This window comes from Klebsiella sp. GW_Kp181 (assembly GCF_040062315.1).
Taxonomy (GTDB): Bacteria; Pseudomonadota; Gammaproteobacteria; order Enterobacterales; family Enterobacteriaceae; genus Klebsiella; species Klebsiella oxytoca.
Map to the genome: position 1 here is coordinate 146011 of NZ_JBEAFR010000054.1, position 22671 is coordinate 168681.

Genomic DNA, 22671 nt, shown 5'->3' on the forward strand with positions numbered 1-22671 from the left:
AACCAGCGGCGCTGATTTCTGCATATTTCATTGCACCAAAACCATGCAAAGCACCACGCTGGCGCCCCATCATCGCTGTTCCAGCTCATCCAGCTGTTGATAAAGCGTGGCAATATCGTGAATGCGCGGGCGACCTTTATCGAGAATTTCATGCAAAAAGGCGTTCGACAGCAGATTGATCAGGCTGTTGACCGACGCGTAGCTGTCGTAGGCCGACACGCTATCCAGCGGCGCGCAAAGCCGCCAGCGCGCCAGCGGAAACAGACCGTGGGCCTGCGGCTCGCACATCAGCAGCACCGGAATATCGCTGCTCTGTAGCTGCTGCAGCAGAGGGCGAATGATTCGCGGGCGGCGGCGGAATGCCATCACCACCACCAGGTCGTCGGCGCTGAGATCCACCAGTTCCTCGCTCAGGCTTTGTCCGGGCTGCGGCAGCACCAGTACCTGCCCGCGCGCCTGCAGTAGCTGCTGACGCAGATGCAGCGCCGCAGGATAAGCATTACGCATGCCGACAATCACAATACGCCGGGCGGCGACCAGCGCCTGAATCGCCTCGGCGAACTGCTGAACATCCAGCGCGTTAACCCATTGTGTCAGGTTGGCCATCTCCTGTTTATAGTGGCGCGCCAGCAGAGTATTGCCCTGTACCGCATCGCGATTGTCGGTCAGCGGCATACCGCTCTGGCGCAGGGTACGCAGCTCATCGCGCATATCCTTATACTTCTCATAGCCCAGGCGCTTGAACAGCCGGCTGACCGTGGCTTTTGACACGCCGCTAAGCTGCGCCAGCTCTGCGCTGTTGTAGCTAATCAGGTCATCAAAATGATCGAAAATAAAATCCGCCACCCGCTGCTCCTGCGGCGATAATGACGGGTACTGCTCTTTCAGTCGTTCATCAAGCTGTTGCATAAGACCTCTGTAACTTTCGTTTCACCGCATCATAACCGTATCCGCATTCATAATGTATGCCAGTCCCGCCAAAAAAAGCGCGTTGTCGGCAACAGGTGAAACTTTACGTTCAGATATGGAACAGCTTTTGCAACCCTCAGCGGACGAGTCGCTTAATTGAGGAAAATTCATGCAAAGTCATGTTGCTGCCCACGGGATGGCGGTCGCCCCCCATCATCTGGCCAGCCAAAGCGCGCTGGCGGTACTGCGCGAAGGCGGAAGCGCCATCGAAGCCATGGTCGCCGCCGCCGCGACCATTGCGGTGGTTTATCCGCATATGAACGGCCTCGGCGGCGATGGTTTCTGGCTTATCGTGCCGCCCGAGGGCGACCCCATCGCCATTGACGCCAGCGGCGCGGCGGGTTCGCTGGCGACACCGCAGGCCTACGCCGGCCTCGCGCAGATCCCCCATCGCGGTCCGCAGGCGGCGCTGACCGTGGCGGGCACCGTCAGCGGCTGGGACGAAGCGCTTAAGGTGTCGCGCGAGTTAACCGGCGCGGCCCTGCCGCTCACGCGTCTGCTGGAAGATGCCATCGGCTACGCCGCGAACGGTATCCCGGTTACCGCGTCGCAGGCCAGCGCGAGCGCCGATAAATTCAGTGAACTGTGCGACCAGCCCGGCTTCGCTGAAACCTTTCTGGTGGACGGCCAGCCGCCGAAGGCCGGGAGCCGCTTTCTGCAGCCGGCGCTGGCGAACACCCTGCGCCGATTAACCGAAGAAGGCCTGGATAGCTTCTATCGCGGGCCGCTGGCGGAGCAGCTGGCCCGCGGGATGGAAAAATACGGACTGCCCGTCACCCTTAGCGACCTGCAGCAGCATCGCGCTCGCCGCCCCCAGCCGCTCAGACTGGCGCATCGACACGGCGAACTGTGGAACCTCGCGCCGCCGACTCAGGGGCTGGTTTCGCTGGCGATCCTCGGCATCACCGACAGGCTGGCGATGGCCGACGCCGACGATGCGATGACCGTCCACCGTATTGTGGAGGCGACCAAGCTGGCCTTCGGCCTGCGCGACGCGCACATCACCGATCCGCGCCACCTTGATGTTGATATTCAGAGCCTGCTGACACCGGCGGCGCTGCAGCCGCTGGCGGATAACATCGACGACCAGCGGGCGGCTCCGTGGGGCGCAGGTAAAGGCCCGGGCGATACCGTCTGGATGGGGGTGATCGATAAAAGCGGGCTGGCGGTCTCCTTTATCCAAAGCCTGTACCACGAATTCGGCAGCGGCGTGGTGCTGCCGGAGTGCGGCATTGTCTGGCAGAACCGCGGGGCATCGTTCAGCCTCGACCCGAGCCACCTGCTGGCGCTGGCGCCCGGTAAACAGCCGTTTCACACCCTCAACCCGGCCGCAGCAAAGCTGAACGATGGCCGGGTGATGGTTTACGGCTCCATGGGCGGCGACGGCCAGCCGCAAACCCAGGCCGCTATCTTCACCCGCTACGTCATGCAAAACGCGCCGCTGCAGGAAAGCATCACCCGACCGCGCTGGCTGCTGGGGCGCACCTGGGGGCAGACTTCCGACTCGCTCAAGCTGGAGGGCCGCTTCAGCGCCGAAAGCGTTGACCGCCTGCGTCAGTTGGGGCACGAGGTTGAAGTGCTGGCCGATTTCAGCGAAGCCATGGGCCATGCGGGAGCGATTGTACGTCATCCCAACGGCTTGTTTGAGGGGGCCAGCGATCCGCGCAGCAACGGCTCCGCCGCCGGATATTAGGAGCTGATAATGACAACATCGCAGAACGAATGGGACGCCTGGCTCTCGCAAATGGAACAGCTGCTGGCGCTGGAGCTGGACGATACGCGGCGCGCAGAACTCAGAGTGCAGTTTAGCCGCATTGCCGCCATGGCCGGGCCGTTGATGGCCTTTCCCCTCGACGAGCGCGTCGAAATCGCCGGAGTCTATAAAGCATGAAGCTGCCTGAAATGACCATTCACGAAATCCAGCGCGCGCTGGCCACCGGCGAACTCAGCGCCAAAGAGATCGCCCGCCACACCCTGGAGAATATCGCTCGCGTTAACCCGCAGATCAACGCCTGGACCCACGTCAGCGAAAAGCGCATGCTCACTGAGGCGGAGAATATCGACACCCTGCGACGGGAAAAAAAGCCCCTGCCCGCGCTGGCAGGCGTTCCCTACGCGGTGAAAAATCTGTTCGATGTCGCCGGCCATACCACCCTTGCCGGGGCGCAGCTGTTGAGCGATCGCCCTGCCGCCGTAGCCGACAGCTGGGCGGTGCGCCAGCTGCACAGCGCGGGCGCATTATTATCCGGCATGCTAAATATGGATGCCTACGCCTACGGTTTTACCACGGAAAACAGCCACTACGGGGCGACGCATAACCCGCACGATCTTTCACGGATCGCCGGCGGCTCCTCGGGCGGGTCGGCAGCCGCAGTGGCCGCCGGGCTGGTGAATTTCTCGCTGGGCAGCGATACCAACGGCTCCATTCGCGTCCCGGCCTCGCTATGCGGGATCTTTGGCCTTAAGCCCACTTTTGGCCGCCTGTCACGCTCCGGCAGTCATCCTTTTGTCGCCAGCCTTGACCATATCGGTCCTTTTGCCCGCAGCGTCGGCGATCTTGCGGCAGTTTACGATGCGCTGCAGGGGCGCGATCCGAGCGATGGTTTTCAGGCCGATAAAGCCAGCGAGCGTACGGCGAATCTGCTGCCGCGTGGTCTCGATGGCCTGCGCTGCGCCGCGCTCGGCGGCTATTTTACGACATGGTGCGATGACGATGCCCGTGCGGCGGTTGCCAGCGTTGCCCACGCCCTTGAGGCGCATGAGGAGCTGATATTCCCGGAGGCCGAACTGGCCCGCTCGGCGGCGTTTATTATCAGCGCCGCCGAGGGCGGTAACCAGTACCTGCCCGCGCTGCGGAGCCAGCCCGAACGTTTTGAGCCGAACTCCCGCGAGCGGCTGCTGGCCGGCGCGATGATCCCCTCCGCCTGGTATCTCCAGGCTCAGCGCTTTCGCCGTTATGCGCAGCAGGCGTTCAAAGGCCTGTTCGCTCATGCCGATGTGCTAATCGCCCCGGCCACGCCGTGCAGCGCGACGCTCATCGGCGCGCAGACCATGGAGATCGACGGCCAGTCGCTGCCGATTCGCGCCAGCATGGGGATGCTGACCCAGCCCATCTCCTTCCTTGGCCTGCCGGTCGTCACGGTGCCGCTGCGCACGGCGAACGGTCAGCCGATTGGCCTGCAGCTGATTGCCGCGCCCTTTAATGAACAAGCCTGTCTGCGCGCGGCGCGGGCGCTGGAAGAGATGGGCATCACCGACGCCCGCCCGGTGGAGATCGCCGCATGATGAGCCCAGAACAGATTAATCGCCCGTTGGTTCTCGCCGAGGTGACGGCGGCGTTTTACCGCTATGAGGAAGCGCTGGTGAGCAACGACATCGCGGTGCTGGATGAGCTGTTCTGGCACGATAAGCGCACGGTGCGGCTGGGGGCCGGGGAAAATCTCTACGGCATCGATGAAATCCGCGCCTTTCGCGCCGCCCGTCCGGCAGCGGGTTTGCAGCGCGAGCTGCGGCATACCATCATCACCACCTTTGGCGAGGATTACGCGGTGTGTAGCACCGAATTCACCCGCGCAGGCAGCGAGCGCATCGGTCGCCAGCAGCAGACCTGGGTACGCTTCCCCTTTGGCTGGCGCATCGTCGCCGCTCAGGTCAGTTTGATGAGTTAAGCCCTGCGCATTTCCCGGTATCCCCCGGGTTGCGCTGCGCTTACCCGGGGAACGACTTTACCCCCTGAACGGATGAACGTCGCGCCAGTGGTCGGCAATCTGCTGACGGGTACAGACCCAAACCTGGTCGTGCTGCTGCACATAATCAAGGAAGCGCTGCAGCGCCCGGAAGCGGCCCGGGCGCCCCAGCAAACGACAGTGCATACCGATGGACATCATCTTCGGCGCGCTGGCCCCCTCCGCGTACAGCACATCGAAGCTGTCTTTTAAATAGGTATAAAACTGCTCGGCGGTATTGAACCCCTGGGCAGTGGCGAAACGCATATCGTTAGCGTCGAGGGTATAAGGCACGATCAGGTGCGGCCTACGCGAACCGTCGCTACAGGCCACTTCGCTCCAGAACGGCAGGTCGTCGCCATAATAGTCGCTGTCGTAATCAAAACCACCGTGCTCCACCACCAACTGGCGGGTATTGGGGCTGTCGCGCCCGGTATACCAGCCGGTGGGCGGTTTGCCAAACAGGTCGGTTAATACCTGCACGGCTTTATGAAGATGCTCCCGCTCCTGCTCGATAGGCATATTCTGGTAATGGATCCAGCGCCAGCCGTGACTGACCACGTCATAGTTCGCCCTCTTAATCGCCTCGACCACCTCGGGATGCCGCGCCAGCGCCATCGCGACGCCGAACACGGTCAACGGCAATCCCCGTTTGCTGAACTCATTATGGATGCGCCAGAAACCGGCGCGGCTGCCGTACTCATACAGCGAATCCATCGACATATGCCGGTCAGGATAGCTGGCGGCGCCGATAATATCGGACAGAAACTGTTCAGAACCGGCATCGCCGTGCAGCACGTGGTTCTCCGAGCCCTCTTCATAGTTCAGCACAAACTGCACGGCGATGCGCGCGTTGTTCGGCCACCGCGCGTGCGGCGGCTGTCCGCCGTAGCCGCGCAGGTCGCGCGGGTAATCTTCTGCCAAAAATGCCATCTGCCACCTCTTTCATTTAAAACGGGGTTAATGCCTGAAATTTGCCGCTCAACGCCTTGCTTTCCGGAAAGGCTAAATCGCCCTGCTTGCTGGTCGACAGGCCTAACGCCACCAGCGACTCAACCATTTTGACCGCCGCGCTGACGCCATCGATTACCGGTACGCGCAGCTCGCGGGTCAGCTCCTGAGCCAGCGTCGCCATCCCGCCGCATCCCAGTACGATAGCCCCGCAGCCGTCCTCCTTTAGCGCCTGAATACAGCGCGCGCGCACCTTCTCCTGCGCCAGACCACTACCGTCCTCCAGCGCCAGCACCGGTAAATCAATGGCGTGCAGGGCGGCGCAGTGGTGATGGAAACCGTACTGGTGCAGCAGGTGGCGGGCGATAATCAGGGTGCGCGGCAGCGTGGTCACGATGGAAAAACGGGTGGCCACCAGCGTCGCCATATGCATCGCCGCTTCGGCGATTCCCACCACCGGTCCCTGCGCCAGCTCGCGCGCCGCCAGCAGTCCGGGGTCGCCAAAGCAGGCGATTACGTGACCATCAACGCCCTGCTGGCGACCGGCCTTAATTTGCTCGAGCACGCCGACAGCGGCGATGGCTTCATCAAAGTGGCCCTCTATCGACGGCACCCCTTCGCCGGGGCAGACCGCCAGAATCTCGGTTCCCGGCGCGGCAACCGCCCGCGCGGCGGCGCCGATGCTTTCCGTCATGGCCAGGCTGGTGTTGGGATTGATGATTTGTATACAAACGGCGGCCATTACGGCTCCTTATAGCCGGCAAACAGCCGGGCAAAATCAGGCAGGGTCACGCCAGAACGCTCAAAGCAGAGACTGGCGACAATATGTTCAAAATGGTGGCTTAAGGCGTCGCTCAGGGGCTGCAGCGTTTTATCGCGCAGCAGCTGGATCAGCCGTTCGTGATCGTCGCAGCGGCAGCCCTGCCGCCACGGCGATCCCCACGCCGCGATAACTAATGAAGAGCGCTGGCTCAGGCGGGTCACCATCTCAGTGAGCACCTGATTGCCGGAGATCGCCTGCAGCTGAATATGAAACTCGGCGGAATAGCGAATCGCCGCCGGGCCGTCATGGCTTTCGTGGGCCAGCTGTTCCTGGCGGGTGATGGCTTCCAGCGCCGCCAGGTGCGGCGGCTGACAGCGGGCCAGCACATCCGGCAGGTTGGCCACTTCCAATAGCGCGCGGGTACGGAAGATCGCCTGCGCCTCTTCAACCGTCGGGCTGGCGACCTGTGCACCACGTTTGGGCGTCAGGATGACCATTTGCACGGTTGCGAGTCGCTGCAGCACTTTTCTGATCCCGGTACGGCTCACGCCAAACACCTCCGCCAGCGCCTCCTCCGGCAGTTTGCTGCCCGGCGGTAGCTGATGCTCGACGATAGCGGTCATCAGCGCCTGAAAGATGGACTCGTCTTTGTCATGCAGCTCTGGCGCGGCCTGCAGCCGTTGTTGGTTGTTCATTAACCACTCCAAATTTTACTTTTTGACACCGAATCGTATACATAAAACTGATTTCTTGTATACAAAATTAACTATTTGGCCCAAATCCTGCAACGACACCAGCAATCCATTTCAACGGGTGTTCATTTACAGGAGCAGGTTTCATGCCAAATACACAAGCGATGCATCAGGTTAAGGCCGCTGATCCCCACGCTGGATACAGCCCACGGCTTTGCAATGAGGATCTGGCGCCGACGCGCGACCAGAACTGGAGCTGGTACAACATCTTTTCTTTCTGGATGTCGGACGTGCACAGCATGGGAGGCTACGTGGTGGCGGCGAGCTTCTTTACGCTTGGTCTTGCGAGCTGGCAGGTGCTGCTGTGCCTGCTGGTGGGGATTTGTATCGTTCAGCTGTGCGCTAACCTGGTGGCAAAGCCCAGCCAGATGGCGGGGGTGCCCTACGCGGTGATCTGTCGTCAGGCGTTCGGCGTCTTTGGGGCTAATATCCCGGCGGTGATCCGCGGGCTTATCGCCTTCGCGTGGTACGGTATTCAGACTTATCTCGCCGCTAACGCGCTGATGCTGGTGCTGCTGAAGTTCTGGCCGTCGCTGTCGACCCTCACCGCATCCAGCTTCCTGGGCCTGTCGCATCTGGGCTGGCTCTGCTTCGCCACCATGTGGCTGCTGCAGGCGATGGTGTTCTGGCACGGGATGAACGCCATCAAGCGCTTTATCGATATCGCCGGCCCGGCGGTCTACGTGGTGATGCTGGCGCTGGCGGGATGGATTGTATACAAAACCGGTTTTGACGGGATCTCCTTTACCCTCGCCAGCAAATCGCTGAGCGCCGGGGAGCAGACCTGGCAGATGATCACCGCCACCGCGCTGGTGGTCTCGTACTTCTCCGGCCCGCTGCTCAACTTTGGCGATTTCTCGCGCTATGGCAAAAGCATGGGCGAGATCCGCCGCGGCAACCGCTGGGGCCTGCCGTTTAACTTCCTGCTGTTCTCCATCGTGACCGTGGTGATTGTCTCCGGCACGCAGTCGCTGTTTGGCCGCATGATCACCGACCCGATTGAGACCGTGAGCCGCGTAGGCAACGACCTGGCGGTCGCCATTGGCCTGCTGACCATGATCACCGCCACCATCGGGATTAATATTGTGGCCAACTTTGTCTCTCCGGCCTTCGATTTCTCTAACTGTTCGCCGCAGAAAATCAGCTTCCGCACCGGCGGGATGATTGCCGCCGTAGGGTCTATTCTGCTGACGCCGTGGAACCTGTTTAACTCGCCGGAGCTGATCCACTACACCCTCGACGTGCTGGGAGCGTTTATCGGCCCGCTGTTCGGCATCCTGATCGTGGATTTTTACATCATTAAGCGCGGGCAGGTTTCCGTTAACGACCTGTTTGACGACACGCCCAGGGGCCAGTACTGGTACCGCAACGGCTTTAACCCGAAAGCGATCGCCGCGCTGGTGCCCTCCGTCGCCATTGGCCTGATCATCAGCTTTATTCCGGCCCTGCACGAAGTGGCTAACTTTAGCTGGTTTATCGGCGTCTTCCTGAGCGGCGCGGCCTATCGCTGGATCGCCCGCGACGAACGCGTCGGCGCCACCGCCGGTTTCAGCCCTCTCGCCCAGAAAGAGTAACCCTGCATCCCCGCCGCGGCGTCACGTCGCGGCGACTTTCCGCCCGCACAACCTGGCATCAATCTTGCTCTATCCACCTATCCTTTCGCTTACCCACAGGGCAGCTATGATGTTTGACTACCATGCCGCGGTTCGCGGCGCATTTTTCGATATCGCCGAGGTTGCCGAGAGCGCCGACGATATCGCCCGCCAGGCGCGCTATCTGGAGGATGGCGTGCTGTTTCTTCGCGACGGACGCATTCAGGCGCTGCTGCCGTGGCAGGAGGGCGAACGCCTTCTGCACCCGCAGAAGGGCTATCGCGACCTGCGCGGTAAGCTGCTGCTGCCGGGCTTTGTCGATGCCCACGTCCACTATCCGCAAACCGAGATGATCGGCGCATTTGGTGAGCAGCTGCTGGAGTGGCTCACCACCTATACCTTTCCGGTGGAGAGCCAGTTTGCCGATGCCGACTACGCCGCGGAGATCGCGCAATTTTTTGTCAACCAGCTGCTGAGCCACGGCACCACCACCGCGCTGGTCTTTTGTACGTTGCACCCTGAATCGGTGGATGCCCTGTTTAACGAAGCGCTGCGCCTCAATATGCGCCTGATCGCCGGGAAAGTGATGATGGACCGCCACGCACCGGAATATCTGAGCGAAAGCGCGGAGCAGAGCTACCGGCAAACCCGCGAACTGATTCAGCGCTGGCACCAGCGCGGCCGTCTGGGATACGCCATTACGCCGCGCTTCGCGCCGACCTCAACGCCGGAGCTGCTGGCGGCGGTGCAGCAGCTCCGGGAAGAGTTTCCCGATACCTGGCTGCATACTCACCTGAGCGAAAACCTCAATGAAGTGGCGTGGGTTAAAAGCCTCTGGCCGGAGCATGAACACTATCTGGATGTTTATCATCACTATCGACTGACCGGCGAGCGCAGCGTATTTGCCCACGGTATTCATCTGGCGGATGCGGAGTGGCAGTGCCTGCACGAGACCGGTTCGGCGCTGGCCTTCTGCCCGACGTCAAACCTGTTCCTCGGCAGCGGGCTGTTTCGTTTACCGGCCTGCTGGCAGAACAAGGTGCGGATGGGTATCGGTAGCGATGTTGGCGCGGGCACCACCTTCAGTATGCTGCGCACCCTCGGCGAGGCGTATAAGGTCAGCCAGCTGCAAAGCTATCGTCTGCGCGCCAGCGAAGCGTTTTACCATGCGACCCTCGGCGGCGCGCGCGCCCTGCGCCTTGATGAGAAGATTGGTAATTTCCAGCCCGGTAAAGAGGCCGATTTTGTGGTTATCGACCCGGCGGTCACGCCGCTGCAAAGGTTACGCGGCGGGCGCTGCAAGGATATCTATGAGCAGCTGTTCGTCCTGATGACCCTGGGCGATGAGCGTAATATCAGCGAGACGTGGGTGAACGGCGAGCGCGTATGGGGAGATGCGGCTGCGGAGTAGTCCCTTTCCCGGAGGCGGCACGTTGTGCCTGTCCGGGCTGCCAGACCACAGGCAGTGCCGAACTCGTAGCCCGGACAGGCGCGCAGCGCCGCCTCCGGGGAAATTCAGAACCTGTAGCCCTGCCAGGCGTAGCGCCGCCGGGGCCATTTAGCTGCCGCGATAGGTGGACCAGCCGCCGGGGGCAATTAAAAACGGTAAATGATAGTGCTCATCCGCCTCCTCGCGGATGACGAAATCAATCTGCGCACTCAGGTAGAGCGTCTCGCGCCCGCCGGCGGCAAACCACGCGCCAATTTCCGCGCTTAACCGGTAATGTCCTGGCGCCAGCGGCCCGGCACCGAGTTCGCCAATGCGGCCGTTATCATCGGAGACGCCGCAGGCAACCTGCGCGCCTTCGCACTCCAGCGTAATCTTTACGCCCTGCGCCGGTCGGCCGGTGGAAATATCGAGAATATGGGTGCTTAAGGTGCTCATTCGCCAATCGCTCCTTTCAGTCTTAACAAGGTAATTTCGCCTAGCTGGGCTAACGCGTCCCGTACTTCTGCGCTATCGCTGTTGTGCAGCCGACGCGACAGCGCCGCCAGGATTTCCTCCCCGCTGCGCCCTTTGGCGCGAATCAAAAAGACCCGGCCAAACCGCGCCTCGTAGCGGGCGTTACCCTCTTTCAGCGCCTGCGCCAGCGCAGCATCACGGTCATCAACGCTCCCCTGCTCCTGGCGGGAGAGCGCCGCATGGGCCTGCTGCCCGGTGGGCTTTTCGCCGATACGCGGATGGGCGTTCAGCGCCTCAGCCAGCTCCGCTTCCCCCCAACCTGCCATCAGCCGCTGGGCGGCGTCCAGCAGTTCCGCGCGGCTGCGCCATGGCCGACCGGCTGCCAGCGTCGCCGCCCAGCCAGAGACGGCCACGCAGGGTTCCAGCACGGCGACGGCCTGTTCGCCGCTCAGCTGATTAAAGTGATTCAGCGCGATCATCAGTACTCCTTGTGGCCGCCGCCGCGGCCGGTTTCTCTTCCGGGATAATCAGATTCAGGACAATCGCCACCAGCCCGCCGCTGGTCGCCGCGGAACCGAACAGGTTGCCGACGATCGGCGGGAAGTGGGTCAGAAACGCCGGGACCGCTTCAATGCCGAGACCAAAACCAAAGGCCAGACCGACGATCAGCATATCGCGGCGGGTCAGCGGTTTCTGGGTGATAATGCGGATCCCCGCCGCCACAACGCAGCCAAACATCACCATCGTCGCGCCGCCCAGCACCGGCGCCGGGATCTGGCGCAGTATCTCGCCGAACGGCGGAAACAAACCCAGCAGAATCAAAATCACCCCGATGTAGCGGCCAACGTAGCGGCTGGCGACGCCGGTCATCTGAATCACGCCGTTGTTTTGCGCAAAGGTCGTATTGGGGAACGCGCACAGCATCGCCGCCACCATGCAGCTGATGCCATCAGCCAGAATGCCGCCTTTCAGCCGTGAACGGAAGGCTTCGTCATCAATCGACTGCTGAGAGATGAGACAGTTGGCCGTCAGGTCGCCCACCGCCTCAAGAATGCACACCAGCGACACCAGGGCAATCGGCAAAAAAATGGCGCTGTTGAACTGGAAACCAAACGGGAACAGCTGCGGTAAGCGAAACCAGACATCGCCGACGCCTTTAAGCTGGAACGAGCCGCTCAGCGCCGCCGCCGCGCAGCCGACGGCCATCCCCACCACCACCGACGAGAGGCGTAGCCAGCGGTTTTTCGCGCAGCTCAGCAGAACGATGGTCCCCAGCGTAACCGCGCCGAGGGCAATATTGCTCGTGCTGGCAAAGGCTTTAGCCTGCTCACCGCCGCACCAGTTAATCACGCTGACTTTGATCAGGCTAATGCCGATCAGCGCAATCACGCTGCCGGTAATCACCGGGGTAAAAATACGCTTCAGCGGTTCAATAAAGCGGCTGACGAGGCAGGGCACCAGCGCGGCGACAAAGTTGACGCCAAACAGCATGGCCATAATATCCTGCGGCGTGCCGCCCTGCCCTTTTACCCACATACCGCCGGCAATCGCCACCCCGAGGAACGCAAAGCTGGTTCCCTGCATACAGATCATGCCCGCGCCGATCCCCCACAGGCGGTTGGATTGCAGGAAGGTCCCGATGCCGGAAGCCAGCAGGGACATGCTGATCAAATAGGGCAGCCACTCCCCCAGCCCCAGCGCCGCGCCGATAATCAGCGGCGGCGTAATAATGCCTACCAGCCCGGCGAGTACGTGCTGTAAGGCGCTAAAAAAGGCCGGGAGCGGCGGGATCCGCTGCTCAAGGCCGTACAGTAAGCCGCCGTTTTTTTCATCTGACATGATCGTTTCATCCCGTTGCGAATAAGCGTGCGGGAACGGGTGCACAAAACAGGCCAAACTCACTCACATCTGAGCAACATTTAATTTTATTCATTTTTTTCAAACAGATAACACATCATTTTCGCGACGTTCCCGCTATATGACCTCGGCGCGCCTATGAAACATTAGATTCTCAATTGAAAATTTAGAAATTATTGATTCATAAAAAGGCAATAAAAGCCGCTCTGCGCACCAACATTGTGCAATCGCACGGTAGCGGGGAGCCCGAATCGGCGAAATCAGCGCCTGCGCCAAAGTGGTACGCAAATTGCTCAAGCCAATAACGACGTATGTAAAGGAGAAGGAAATGAAAGCATTAGTTATCGGCGGCGGAATCGGCGGCCTGAGCGCGGCGGTGGCATTAAAAAATGCCGGTATCCACTGTGAAGTGTTTGAAGCGGTGAAAGAAATCAAGCCGGTGGGCGCGGCCATCTCCATCTGGCCTAACGGCGTCAAGTGCATGAAGCATTTAGGCATGGGCGATATTATCGAAAACTACGGCGGACCGATGCATTTTCTGGCCTACAAGGAGTATCTGCGGGGAGAGACGCTGACTCAATTTAGCCTCGCTCCGCTGATTGCGCGCACCGGCGGACGCCCCTGCCCGGTTTCCCGCGCCGAATTGCAGCGCGAAATGCTCAAATTCTGGGGACGGGAGGCAGTGCAGTTTGGTAAACGCGTTACCCGCTGCGAAGAAAACGCCGACGGCGTTCGGGTCTGGTTTACCGACGGATCGATGGCGGAGGGCGATTTTCTGATTGCCGCCGACGGCAGCCATTCGGCGCTACGCCCGCACGTGCTCGGCTATACGCCGGAACGCCGCTACGCGGGCTACGTTAACTGGAACGGTCTGGTCAATATTGATGAAGCGATTGCGCCCGGCAATCAGTGGACGACCTTCGTCGGAGAAGGGAAACGCGTTTCGCTGATGCCGGTTTCCGGGGGGCGATTTTACTTTTTCTTTGATGTCCCGCTCCCGGCGGGGCTGGCCGAGGACCGCAGCACCCTGCGGGCGGATCTCAGCCGCTATTTCAGCGGCTGGGCGCCGCAGGTGCAGACGCTGATCGCCGCCCTCGACCCGCAGACCACCAACCGTATTGAAATCCACGATATTGAACCTTTCGCCAAGCTGGTTCACGGCAGAGTTGCGCTACTGGGCGATGCCGGACACAGCACCACACCGGATATCGGCCAGGGGGGCTGCGCGGCGCTGGAGGATGCGGTGGTGCTGGGGGAGGTGTTCAGCCAGAGCCGCGATATCAGCGGGGTTTTGCGTCAGTACGAAGCGCAGCGCTGCGACCGGGTGCGCGACCTGGTGCTGAAGGCGCGTAAGCGCTGCGATGTGACCCACGGTAAAGATATGGCGCTGACGGAAGCCTGGTATCAGGAGCTGAAATCCGAAACCGGAGAGCGAATTATCAACGGCCTGTGCGAAACCATTCAGGGCGGCCCGCTGGGGTAAAGATCCTGGCATCAGCCCCCTTCCCGGCTCGCGGCGTAAACGCCTTAGCCGGGCTACCGGTGAGCAGACGCCGGGGAACCCGTAGCCCGGTCAGCGCAGCGCCACCGGGGAAGCAGATCGCAGAGTATTTCAGGCCGGGCCTGTTCCCGGCTCGCGGCGTAAACGCCTTAGCCGGGCTACCGGATCGCAGACACCGGGGAACCCGTAGCCCGGTCATACAGCAACGCCACCGGGGAAGCAGGCCGCAGAGAATTGCAGGCCGGACAGTTTACGCAGACGGGAGGGAAGCCGCTGTCCCGCCCTGTATCGCCTCCATCACCGCGGTCAGCTTCTGGATCGCCATCTGCGCCGGACGTGAAAGCTGGCGTGATGGCGCGGCGCACAGGGCCAGGGTAAGCGGCCGCAGCAGACGGTTGCGCAGCGGGACAAACGCCAGCTGGCCGAGCGCGATCTCCTCCAGCACGTCCAGACGGCTGAGGAGGGTCACGCCGCCGCCTTTAAGCACCAGCGATTTAATCAACCGAATATCGTTGCAGCTGATGCTGTTCGTCGGGGAAAAATCATAATGGCGATAGAGCATCGCGACCCGCTCGTGGACGATCAGCGGCGCGCCGGGAAGAATATGCCGCTCCTCGCTTAGCTCGCCCAAAGACAGCATTTTAGCCTGCGCCCGAGGGTGATCCGGACACATCACCACCCCCATCTCCAGTTCGGCAAAAGCCAGCACGCTAAGCCCCGCCTGGCCTTCGGGATCGAGAATCAGACCGAAATCGAGATCCGCCTGCCGTACCTTCTGGCTGACGCTATGACTATCCGCCACCTGCAGATCCAGTTCCAGCCATGGCCAGCTGCTGATAATGTCCGCCAGCGCGGCGGCAAAGCTCCCTTCCGCCAGCGCCTGCACCATGCCGAGGCTGACGGAGCCGCGTTTAAGCCCCTGCAGCTCATCAAACTTTTGCCGCGTCAGCTGAAACTCCTTTTGCCAGCGCAGCAGATTGTCGTACAGCAGCTCGCCGGCGGTGGTCATGCGTAGCCCCTCCGGCAGACGCTCAAACAGCGGCGTGCCGAAATCCTCTTCCGCCTGCAGAATTTGCCGGTTGATAGCCGAAGCGGAAATATGCAGTTTCTCCCCGGCCCGCCGCAGGCTACCGCTGCGCGCCACTTCGGTAAAATAGATAGCGAAACGTGAAAATGGGCTCATCGTGGACCTGTTCTCTTTTTTGCAACAGCTGAATGAATTCTTGCTGATGGATGTCAACACCCTAATATGGCAACAATAAACTCACAACAATTAAACAAATATTTTTGTGAGCAGGAAGAGAAGCCATGAACAGACCACAACCTACCCCACCCGCCCACTGCACCTTTGCGCCAGAGGACTGGCTGCGCCTGGCAAAATGCTGGCACCCGGTTGCCCGCGCCTGCGATATTGGCCCCGCCCCGGTGAAAGCCACCCTGCTTGATGAACAGCTGGTCATCTATCGTATTAAGGGCCAGGTGGTCGTTGCACGCGACGTCTGCCCCCATCGCGGCGTACCACTGACGCTCGGTTTTCACGATGAAGAGGGGATTGTCTGCCCGTACCACGGCCTGCGCTTCGGTGAGGATGGCCGCTGCAACCGTATCCCTTCCAGCCCCGACCAGCCGGTACCGGCGAAACTCAACCTCACCAGCTTTGCGGTAGAAGAACGTTATGGCCTGATCTGGACCTGCCTGGCCTTCGATCCGCAAGACCCGATGCCGCTGCCGGTGATGCCGCACTGGCACGACGATGGCTTTCAGCAAATCAACTGCCCGGCTTTTGAGGTCAACGGTTTTGCGGGTCGCCAGGTCGAGGGATTTCTTGATGTTGCCCATTTTGCCTGGATCCATACCGGGACTTTCGCCGACCCCAATAACCAGGTGGTGCCGGACTACAACCCGCAGGAAACGGCGTTTGGGTTTATCGCCGATTACTGGAGTTCAGTCGGCAACTATCCCGCCAGCACCGAATTTCGCGCGCCGGAAGGCTTCCAGTGGCTGCGCCATTTTGAAATGCATTTGCCGTTTACCGCCACCCTGACGATTCATTTTCCGGGGGACGCCAGGTTGGTGATTATGAACGCCGCCTCGCCGGTATCCTCGCGCATTACCCGTATGTTCGCGCCCATCGCGCGCAATTTCGATCTGCACGTACCGGTGGAAGACGTCCATGCCTTTAACCTGCGCGTCTTTGAGGAAGACCGCATGATGGTAGAGACCCAGCGCCCGGAAAGATTGCCGCTGGATTTAACGCTGGAAGCGCATATTCCTGCCGACCGCAGCTCCATCGCCTATCGGCGCGGGCTGAAGAAAATGGGCTTCGGCGATTTTTTCCTCGTGTAAGTGGAGCAGCAATATGAATGAGGTATTACAGGTCATTGTCGACGGCCTCTGGCGTCAGGGAAGCCAGAGCCTCGCCGTCAGGCTGGTGGCGCCGGAGGGTCAGACGCTCCCTGCCTGGCAGCCCGGCGCGCATATTGACGTTCATCTGCCGTGCGGCATTATCCGCCAGTATTCGCTTACCGGCCCTGATAGCGTCGCTGACGGATATCTGATTTGCGTGGCCCTCGACAGCGCATCCCGCGGCGGCTCGCGCTACATTCATCAGCAGCTGCGCCCCGGCCAGACGCTGTTGATTTCCCCTCCGCGCAATCTGTTCCCTCTGCAGGCGGCGGAGCGGGTGACGCTGCTGGCCGCCGGCATCGGGATTACGCCGCTGTATGCCATGGCGCTAAGGCTGGAGGCAGAAGGCGTACCGTTTACCCTGCACTACTATCTTAAGAGCCGCGCGCGCGGGGCGTTTATCCGCGAACTGCAACAGCGATTTAGCGCCGAAAGCGTGGTAATTCACTGTTCAAGCGAAGGGCGCAGCGCCAGGCAAAACCTGGATGCGGCGCTGAATAGTGCGCATACCGGGCAGCCGATATATCTCTGCGGGCCGGCAGGATTTATGGCCGCCGCGCACCGGGCCGCCCTGGCGCAGGGATGGGCGGAAGCGCGGATCCACAGCGAAGCCTTTCAGCCTGTCGCTACGCCAGCGGCGTGCGCAGAGGAAAACACCTTTAACGTGATCCTTGCCTCCTCGGGCGAACGCTGGCCGGTACCCGCGCATAAAACCATCGCTCAGGTCCTCCAGGAGAACGGCATCGCCGTCCCCCTCTCCTGCGAAATGGGGATTTGCGGCGCCTGCCTGACGCCGGTTATTGAAGGCATCGTCGACCACCGCGATACCGTGCAGTCGGAGGCAGAGAAATCCGCCAGCGCGCAGCAGATAGCCCTGTGCTGCTCGCGCAGCCGGTCAGCGAATTTGTGCATTGATTTATAGCCCGGCGGCGTTGGCCTGTGACCTGCCCGTAATACAATCAATCATAAGCCAGCGGGGGCACCGAGGGTTAATGACGAATAAGTACGATTTAACAGGCTCCATTGCCTCAAGCAATAATCTTATGAAGTAAAGGCGTTATCGCGATACATGAAAAACATCGCGGCTGGCGAATGTTGTATGCAGTATTAACGAAAACTCCACTGCACGCTGATGACAAAAACGGCCGGGAGAATAATTCCGCTTTCGATGCCGAAATAATCGGTAAAGTTATACTGGAGACCATGGTAAATATAGGGAGAAAATCCAATGCCGGTCGCATCTTTAAAATCCTTATATGAGCCATGGTCGCCGCAGTGCTCAAAAGCATCGAAGAAAAATTCGCCGACGTAGCCATAAATCCCCTTAAATACCCAGCCGCTGCCCAACGACGCCCAGTCGCGGCGTACCCCGAGCGCAATACAGCGATCGTCAAAGCTGTTTTTCATCGTCCCGACCAGCAGGCTGTACTTCGAATCCTCGGAGAACTTGCGTTCAACCGAGGCAAACTGGTTATCAAAGCCCTCGGTGTACTGGCCGTGATTGTTTGACAGATGATAGATCCAGGAGCCGGTATTAACCGAATAAAGAGTGATTTCATCAGCCTCTGCGGCCGTCGACGCAGCCATCAGGGCAGCACTCGCCACGGCGATGGTTATCTTTGTGCCCATTAACATCATCCTCTGCTTGAGGTCGCCGCCCGGTTGGATAATCAGAGTATAGAAATCGTCGGTGGCCCCTGCCTGAGAAATGATAAATTTTCTGCAAAAAGATATTTAAATGTAGTTTTAAAGATGAATAAGATTTAGATAGCGCATTTCGTCAGATAATTATGCCGCCAGGAAGCGAAAAAATCAGATATGATTATATTTCTCTGTTCCAGGATTGATTAAGGAGTCATAAAATACCTGGCGTGCCACCAGGCATTTTTTGCAATAGCATTAACGCTGGCAAATGTTAATCAGCAATTCCGCCATCCAGCGGTGGCTCCTCTCCTGGGCCGCCGTTTCATGCCATGAAAGATAGCAGGTGCGACTGTTCATTTCTAAAGGCAGCGGCAGCAGCTGGAGCGCAAACTGTTCTTCAAACTCTTTGGCCAGCCACTCAGGCGCGATGGCCACCATATTGGTTTGCGACACCACGCTCAGCACGCTGACCATGGCGTTTCCGTGGAATGCGACGCAGGCCTGCTGTTCCTCAGAGCTATACCAGGGATGGCTGAATGAGGCATAGCGATCCAGCGCGACGGTAGCGTGCTGCTCGCGATAAATATCCTGCTCGGTCAACGGCGATGCAATACGCGGATGATTCCGCCTGGCCACCAGCACCATGCGATCGTTGAACAGCGGGATGCTGGTGAACTCCGGGTGGTTGAACTTGTTGTAATCGAGAACAAATTCAACTTCCTGATAGCGAAGCTGGTTGATGACCTGCTGGCTTAGGGTAGATTTAAAGGAGAGACTGACCCGAGGCGCAATCTCGCTCACTTTGTTAAAAATAAGCGGTGTCAGATAGTTATCCAGCGGGCTACAGACGCAAAGATGATAAATACGTTCGCAGTCCAGCGGATCGAACAGCGTATCCGGTAGCTCATTTTGCACCAGTTGCAGAGCGCGTCGAACCGAGCCGAATAGCTGAAAGGCGCGATCGGTCGGTTTAATCCCACGACCGTTGCGGACAAACAGTTCATCCTTAAACAGCACCTTGAGGCGCGATACCGCACTGCTCACCGCTGGCTGAGACATGCCGAGCGTTTGTGCCGCCTTGGTTAAGCTTTGCTCTTGCATAACGGTATCGAAAATAGTCAGCAGGTTAAGATCGACTTTCCGTAATACGGGCTGCAGGACTTTCGGTTCAGAGGTTGGTTTAGATATTGTATTTTCACTCATGTAGGGAACTCCACCAGCACATTAATCAGCGATCCTGCTTCGTAACACTGAGACCTTTCGCCAAAGCAAAAAAACAGGCAGATAAATCATCATCGGCCACAGTAGCCATGTGTTATCGGTTTCCAGCAGCACGCTCAAATGGACGAAACTTATTAGTAAAATGGTAAACAGCAGAAGAATATGAAACGTGTTGTGTTTTCTGGAGAAAACGGCATAGCGGTAAAGCATTATTTTTCCTTTCGTTCACTCCTTGAACAAAAGAGAATACCATATAAAAAGTGGTGAAATTTCTGAAAAATACGCGACTTAATCCGAATAAGTTAATTCTCATTGAAATTATTAAGATGTTCTTAGGTAAATCGCAGAAAAAACCAAAATCCAGATATTAATTTACCGGCGGTAACCAATAATACTTTTCATTAACATTCCATCGCGATGAATAACTGACAACGGAAACTATTACACGCGTAATGGTCACCTCAATGTAGTAATCGTCATAAAGCGATTATCGGACTGTGATAAAGAAATCGTTAATTTCAGCGCTAGCGTCTTTAGTGCGCGTCATGACCGGGAAAGGCTGACGGACGGTCGGCGGTTGCCAGGTGTGCAATGTTAATCAGTGGGCTAAATCGGATTTGGGCCGCCATCGAGGCCTCGAACCCCGTTCCCTACAACGTACGTCGTTCGCTCTTCCTGATGAGCTAATGGCGGTCAGATGCTAATCGCTCAACGTCAGCAGCGGCGTGCCGATAACGAAGAGCGGCGCGCATGGTATCGAGAATAATTAGCCATGTAAATAATATAAATGCATGAAATATCCCTGTGACAGCGCTATCTGCTGGAAAGTCGCCGCCCCGTTAAGCAGACAGACAAAACCTTACACGGTACCCTCTTGAACATTGATAAGTATTGTTTATGATCCTCGGTTCTGAAACGTACGGGTCACCTATGCGCAATCGTCAGCTTCCTGGAAAATGGTTTTTGGTATTGACTTGCCTGGTCATGGCTATTTGCCTTGTTCAGCGGGCGGTCTATGTACACCATTTTTTGGACAACGCCGCGCGCCAGGTTGAGGAACCCGCCGTCAGCGCGCTGTCGCAGCAGCCGCCAGCGGATGAAGCTGAGCAAGGGCCCTCTCCCTGTCAGCTGAGCGCCAAATCTCTGCTCTGCGCGCAGCCGCTGTTCTTCGATGGCGCCTTACCGGCCATCATTCTGTTCCTTACTCTGCTTCAGCTGACTGCCGCGGCACGTGCCTGGGTCTTCCGGGTCGATCCCGTTCGGCCGCCCACGCTACGAATTCATCTCAAAAACTGCGTTTTCCGTGAATGAAAAAATCGTTTTTTTAAACGATTAATTTTTTAATTCACGGAGAAAATAATGCTGAATATCTTCAGGGGCCTCGTCTTCCTGTTGCTGACCTGCGCGAGCGTTGCTCATGCGGCAGACACCGGATGGCTGACATCCCCACAGAACGACCACGCCCGGGTCCGCTTCCAGGCGGAGAAAGAGAACGATCGGATAGACGCCCTGCTCTCTATTGAGCTGGCGTCCGGCTGGAAAACTTACTGGCGCTCGCCAGGTGAGGGCGGCCTCGCCCCGCAAATCGTCTGGCATAACGGTGAACAGGCGCAGTGGTACTGGCCGGTTCCCTCAAGGTTCGAGATTTCCGGTCTGACGACCCAGGGCTACCATCAGCGGGTCGTTATCCCGATAATCATCACCGCCGTTCCCGGCGACCTGCTGGACGGTACGCTCACGCTATCCACCTGCAGCAACGTCTGTTTGTTAACCGACTACAGGCTGCGTCTGGATTTGAGTCAGCCCGCCACTGCCGGTTTTCAGGAGGCTTTTGCACAGGCGATGCGAACCATTCCGACTGATAAAGGCGTGTCGGGCGATCTCGCCGCGCATCGGGTCGGCAGCGACCTGGTGATAACCGCCACCACGGTCGGTGAGTGGAAAAAACCCGCTATCTTTTTTGATCCCATGGAGGGCGGGATAATCGCTGGCGCTCCGCGCCTCCGTACCGAGGGCGCCAGCCTCAAGGTAACGGTACCGGTAACCAATGAATGGGGAGAAGAGCCCGCAACCCTTGCGGGGAAAGCGCTGTCGTTGGTGCTGACAAATGGCGCAAAGGCGCAGCAGACCAGTCTGACGATCGGCGCAGATCTTGCGCCAACCTCAACGGTTAGCCTCTGGAAGATGCTGCTTTTTGCCCTGATCGGCGGATTAATTCTTAACCTGATGCCCTGCGTGTTGCCGGTAATGGGCATGAAGCTCAGCGCCGTGCTGCAGTCCGGGTCAGATAAGCGCGCGATCGGGCGGCGTTTTCTTGCTACCAGCGCAGGTATTCTGACCTCATTTGTCCTGTTGGCGCTGATGGTAACGATACTGAAGCTTACCGGCGCGTCCCTGGGCTGGGGGATCCAGTTCCAGAACCCCTGGTTTATCGGCTTAATGATTGCCGTTACGTTTATCTTTTCGCTCAACCTGTTTGGCGTCTTCGAGGTGCTGCTACCGTCATCAGCCGTTAACCGGATGGCGACCGCCGGCGGCACCGGCATGGCGGGCAGTTTCTGTGAAGGCATTTTTGCCACGCTGCTGGCGACCCCCTGCTCTGCCCCCTTCCTGGGGACCGCCGTCGCTTTTGCGCTTGCTGCCCCACTGCAGGAACTGTGGCTAATTTTCCTGGCGCTCGGGCTGGGTATGGCCATCCCCTGGCTATTCGTCGCCCTGTTGCCCGGGTCGGCCGCTCTGATCCCGCGCCCCGGTCGCTGGATGAATTCACTGAAAATGGCGCTCGGCCTCATGATGCTGGCCTCCAGTTTTTGGCTGACGACGCTGCTGGGCCTCCATTTGGGTGAGACCCCCGGCGGCATTATTGCGCTAGTTCTTACCCTGGCGGCGCTGGCCGCCCTACGGGTAACCCATAAGCGTACGACATCTGCCTTCTGGCTGGTGATTATTGCGCTGGCGGCGTTTGCCGGCTTCCAGCTTCGCGGCCTGCTGGCAGGGGAGCCCGCGCGCGCTACCACGGAGGCAATGGCTCAGCCGATCCGCTGGCAGCCCCTTAGCGAGGAGGCTATCCAGAACGCGCTGGCGGCGGGCAAACGGGTCTTTGTCGATATTTCGGCCGACTGGTGCGTGACGTGCAAAGTGAATGAACATCGGGTATTAAATCAGCCCGCCATCATCAGCGCGCTCTCCCAGCCCGACGTGGTGGCACTGCGCGGTGACTGGAGTCTGCCCTCCGAACCGATCGCCCGTTTCCTGCAAAGCAGAAATCGCTACGCCATTCCGTTTAATCAGGTCTACGGCCCAGGCCAGCCGCAAGGCGACATACTGTCGCCGCTGCTCGATAAACAAACCGTCCTCAACGCCCTCAGCCGTGCCAAAGGTTAATTT

The 22671-nt window shown here is 59.2% G+C and carries 20 protein-coding genes and 1 pseudogene; 11 read left to right on the top strand and 10 right to left on the bottom strand.

Annotation, left to right across the window (positions count from 1 at the left end; genetic code table 11):
- Positions 1 to 69 precede the first annotated feature (69 nt).
- Positions 70 to 909: a MurR/RpiR family transcriptional regulator HpxU gene (gene hpxU / locus ABLV11_RS12835; RefSeq protein ID WP_004100902.1), complete on the bottom strand. Its 840-nt coding sequence runs from the start codon at positions 907 to 909 to the stop codon at positions 70 to 72.
- 169 nt (positions 910 to 1078) lie between these two features.
- Between hpxU and hpxW the strand changes: the two genes are divergently transcribed.
- Genes hpxW through hpxZ form a run of 4 tightly spaced genes read left to right on the top strand, consistent with a single transcriptional unit; the run spans position 1079 to position 4637 of the window.
- Entirely contained in the window at positions 1079 to 2662 is a 1584-nt protein-coding gene (gene hpxW / locus ABLV11_RS12840) for an oxamate amidohydrolase (RefSeq protein WP_134882569.1), read from the top strand.
- A gap of 9 nt (positions 2663 to 2671) precedes the next feature.
- Positions 2672 to 2860 carry an oxalurate catabolism protein HpxX gene (hpxX, locus tag ABLV11_RS12845; protein WP_004100898.1) on the top strand — a complete coding sequence of 63 codons (189 nt, stop codon included), beginning with the start codon at positions 2672 to 2674 and terminating at the stop codon, positions 2858 to 2860.
- Positions 2857 to 4254 (top strand): AtzE family amidohydrolase, encoded by a 1398-nt coding sequence (locus ABLV11_RS12850; protein WP_348855329.1) that lies wholly within the window; start codon positions 2857 to 2859, stop codon positions 4252 to 4254. The genes hpxX and ABLV11_RS12850 overlap by 4 nt, the downstream gene beginning before the upstream one ends.
- Positions 4251 to 4637: an oxalurate catabolism protein HpxZ gene (gene hpxZ / locus ABLV11_RS12855; RefSeq protein WP_004100894.1), complete on the top strand. Its 387-nt coding sequence runs from the start codon at positions 4251 to 4253 to the stop codon at positions 4635 to 4637. The genes ABLV11_RS12850 and hpxZ overlap by 4 nt, the downstream gene beginning before the upstream one ends.
- Before the next feature lie 57 nt (positions 4638 to 4694).
- Here hpxZ and puuE read toward each other — a convergent pair whose 3' ends face one another.
- From puuE to ABLV11_RS12870, 3 genes and pseudogenes are all read right to left on the bottom strand, one after another.
- Positions 4695 to 5627, bottom strand: coding sequence for an allantoinase PuuE (gene puuE / locus ABLV11_RS12860; protein ID WP_348855330.1), 933 nt, complete (start codon positions 5625 to 5627; stop codon positions 4695 to 4697).
- Positions 5512 to 6387: pseudogene (gene hpxA / locus ABLV11_RS12865) on the bottom strand (allantoin racemase). The gene puuE and the pseudogene hpxA overlap by 116 nt, the downstream one beginning before the upstream one ends.
- Entirely contained in the window at positions 6387 to 7103 is a 717-nt protein-coding gene (locus ABLV11_RS12870) for a GntR family transcriptional regulator (protein WP_004100889.1), read from the bottom strand. Before ABLV11_RS12870 ends, hpxA begins: the two are co-directional and overlap by 1 nt.
- 143 nt (positions 7104 to 7246) lie before the next feature.
- Here ABLV11_RS12870 and ABLV11_RS12875 point away from each other — a divergent pair, with 143 nt between their 5' ends.
- Together ABLV11_RS12875 and guaD are read left to right on the top strand one after the other, a co-directional pair.
- Positions 7247 to 8734, top strand: coding sequence for an NCS1 family nucleobase:cation symporter-1 (locus ABLV11_RS12875; RefSeq protein WP_023320685.1), 1488 nt, complete (start codon positions 7247 to 7249; stop codon positions 8732 to 8734).
- 109 nt (positions 8735 to 8843) lie between these two features.
- Positions 8844 to 10163 (top strand): guanine deaminase, encoded by a 1320-nt coding sequence (gene guaD / locus ABLV11_RS12880; RefSeq protein ID WP_348855337.1) that lies wholly within the window; start codon positions 8844 to 8846, stop codon positions 10161 to 10163.
- A gap of 147 nt (positions 10164 to 10310) precedes the next feature.
- On the opposite strand, the gene uraH is transcribed toward guaD, so the two are convergent.
- From uraH to ABLV11_RS12895, 3 genes are read right to left on the bottom strand one after another with little or no spacing between them, the layout of a single operon-like run.
- Positions 10311 to 10637 (bottom strand): hydroxyisourate hydrolase, encoded by a 327-nt coding sequence (gene uraH, locus ABLV11_RS12885; RefSeq protein ID WP_224330020.1) that lies wholly within the window; start codon positions 10635 to 10637, stop codon positions 10311 to 10313.
- Positions 10634 to 11134, bottom strand: a complete 501-nt coding sequence (gene uraD, locus ABLV11_RS12890) for a 2-oxo-4-hydroxy-4-carboxy-5-ureidoimidazoline decarboxylase (RefSeq protein WP_004100882.1) — start codon at positions 11132 to 11134, stop codon at positions 10634 to 10636. The genes uraH and uraD overlap by 4 nt, the downstream gene beginning before the upstream one ends.
- On the bottom strand, positions 11112 to 12494 hold the full coding sequence (locus tag ABLV11_RS12895) for a nucleobase:cation symporter-2 family protein (RefSeq protein ID WP_032728017.1): 1383 nt from the start codon (positions 12492 to 12494) through the stop codon (positions 11112 to 11114). The genes uraD and ABLV11_RS12895 overlap by 23 nt, the downstream gene beginning before the upstream one ends.
- Before the next feature lie 346 nt (positions 12495 to 12840).
- On the opposite strand from ABLV11_RS12895, the gene hpxO reads away from it, so the two are divergent.
- Positions 12841 to 13995 (top strand): FAD-dependent urate hydroxylase HpxO, encoded by a 1155-nt coding sequence (gene hpxO, locus ABLV11_RS12900; RefSeq protein WP_047720007.1) that lies wholly within the window; start codon positions 12841 to 12843, stop codon positions 13993 to 13995.
- Positions 13996 to 14263: 268 nt separating this feature from the next.
- Here hpxO and hpxR read toward each other — a convergent pair whose 3' ends face one another.
- On the bottom strand, positions 14264 to 15196 hold the full coding sequence (gene hpxR / locus ABLV11_RS12905) for a LysR family hpxDE operon transcriptional regulator HpxR (RefSeq protein ID WP_004100870.1): 933 nt from the start codon (positions 15194 to 15196) through the stop codon (positions 14264 to 14266).
- Positions 15197 to 15321: 125 nt separating this feature from the next.
- Here hpxR and hpxD point away from each other — a divergent pair, with 125 nt between their 5' ends.
- Together hpxD and ABLV11_RS12915 are read left to right on the top strand one after the other, a co-directional pair.
- Positions 15322 to 16359, top strand: coding sequence for a molybdenum cofactor-independent xanthine hydroxylase subunit HpxD (gene hpxD, locus ABLV11_RS12910; protein WP_024273997.1), 1038 nt, complete (start codon positions 15322 to 15324; stop codon positions 16357 to 16359).
- Positions 16360 to 16372: 13 nt separating this feature from the next.
- Entirely contained in the window at positions 16373 to 17341 is a 969-nt protein-coding gene (locus ABLV11_RS12915; RefSeq protein WP_004100867.1) for a PDR/VanB family oxidoreductase, read from the top strand.
- Positions 17342 to 17526: 185 nt separating this feature from the next.
- Here the strand turns inward: ABLV11_RS12915 and ABLV11_RS12920 are convergent, their stop codons facing one another.
- Together ABLV11_RS12920 and leuO are read right to left on the bottom strand one after the other, a co-directional pair.
- Entirely contained in the window at positions 17527 to 18006 is a 480-nt protein-coding gene (locus ABLV11_RS12920; RefSeq protein ID WP_348855339.1) for a hypothetical protein, read from the bottom strand.
- 312 nt (positions 18007 to 18318) lie between these two features.
- A complete protein-coding gene (leuO, locus tag ABLV11_RS12925) occupies positions 18319 to 19266 on the bottom strand; it encodes a transcriptional regulator LeuO (protein WP_004100865.1) in 948 nt (315 codons plus the stop codon).
- 948 nt (positions 19267 to 20214) lie between these two features.
- Between leuO and ABLV11_RS12930 the strand changes: the two genes are divergently transcribed.
- On the top strand, positions 20215 to 20595 hold the full coding sequence (locus tag ABLV11_RS12930) for a hypothetical protein (RefSeq protein ID WP_126488889.1): 381 nt from the start codon (positions 20215 to 20217) through the stop codon (positions 20593 to 20595).
- Between the two features lie 48 nt (positions 20596 to 20643).
- Positions 20644 to 22668: a protein-disulfide reductase DsbD domain-containing protein gene (locus ABLV11_RS12935; RefSeq protein WP_126488888.1), complete on the top strand. Its 2025-nt coding sequence runs from the start codon at positions 20644 to 20646 to the stop codon at positions 22666 to 22668.
- Positions 22669 to 22671: the final 3 nt, after the last annotated feature.

Bases quoted from the DNA above. Each gene is read 5' to 3' on its own strand.
- ABLV11_RS12930 (WP_126488889.1), top strand. From the start codon at position 20,215: ATGCGCAATCGTCAGCTTCCTGGAAAATGGTTTTTGGTATTGACTTGC.
- hpxU (WP_004100902.1), bottom strand. From the start codon at position 909: ATGCAACAGCTTGATGAACGACTGAAAGAGCAGTACCCGTCATTATCG.
- hpxZ (WP_004100894.1), top strand. From the start codon at position 4,251: ATGATGAGCCCAGAACAGATTAATCGCCCGTTGGTTCTCGCCGAGGTG.
- ABLV11_RS12850 (WP_348855329.1), top strand. From the start codon at position 2,857: ATGAAGCTGCCTGAAATGACCATTCACGAAATCCAGCGCGCGCTGGCC.
- hpxO (WP_047720007.1), top strand. From the start codon at position 12,841: ATGAAAGCATTAGTTATCGGCGGCGGAATCGGCGGCCTGAGCGCGGCG.
- ABLV11_RS12915 (WP_004100867.1), top strand. From the start codon at position 16,373: ATGAATGAGGTATTACAGGTCATTGTCGACGGCCTCTGGCGTCAGGGA.
- hpxW (WP_134882569.1), top strand. From the start codon at position 1,079: ATGCAAAGTCATGTTGCTGCCCACGGGATGGCGGTCGCCCCCCATCAT.
- uraD (WP_004100882.1), bottom strand. From the start codon at position 11,134: ATGATCGCGCTGAATCACTTTAATCAGCTGAGCGGCGAACAGGCCGTC.
- puuE (WP_348855330.1), bottom strand. From the start codon at position 5,627: ATGGCATTTTTGGCAGAAGATTACCCGCGCGACCTGCGCGGCTACGGC.
- guaD (WP_348855337.1), top strand. From the start codon at position 8,844: ATGTTTGACTACCATGCCGCGGTTCGCGGCGCATTTTTCGATATCGCC.
- ABLV11_RS12895 (WP_032728017.1), bottom strand. From the start codon at position 12,494: ATGTCAGATGAAAAAAACGGCGGCTTACTGTACGGCCTTGAGCAGCGG.
- ABLV11_RS12935 (WP_126488888.1), top strand. From the start codon at position 20,644: ATGCTGAATATCTTCAGGGGCCTCGTCTTCCTGTTGCTGACCTGCGCG.
- ABLV11_RS12875 (WP_023320685.1), top strand. From the start codon at position 7,247: ATGCCAAATACACAAGCGATGCATCAGGTTAAGGCCGCTGATCCCCAC.
- hpxX (WP_004100898.1), top strand. From the start codon at position 2,672: ATGACAACATCGCAGAACGAATGGGACGCCTGGCTCTCGCAAATGGAA.
- ABLV11_RS12870 (WP_004100889.1), bottom strand. From the start codon at position 7,103: ATGAACAACCAACAACGGCTGCAGGCCGCGCCAGAGCTGCATGACAAA.
- hpxR (WP_004100870.1), bottom strand. From the start codon at position 15,196: ATGAGCCCATTTTCACGTTTCGCTATCTATTTTACCGAAGTGGCGCGC.
- ABLV11_RS12920 (WP_348855339.1), bottom strand. From the start codon at position 18,006: ATGGCTGCGTCGACGGCCGCAGAGGCTGATGAAATCACTCTTTATTCG.
- hpxD (WP_024273997.1), top strand. From the start codon at position 15,322: ATGAACAGACCACAACCTACCCCACCCGCCCACTGCACCTTTGCGCCA.
- uraH (WP_224330020.1), bottom strand. From the start codon at position 10,637: ATGAGCACCTTAAGCACCCATATTCTCGATATTTCCACCGGCCGACCG.
- leuO (WP_004100865.1), bottom strand. From the start codon at position 19,266: ATGAGTGAAAATACAATATCTAAACCAACCTCTGAACCGAAAGTCCTG.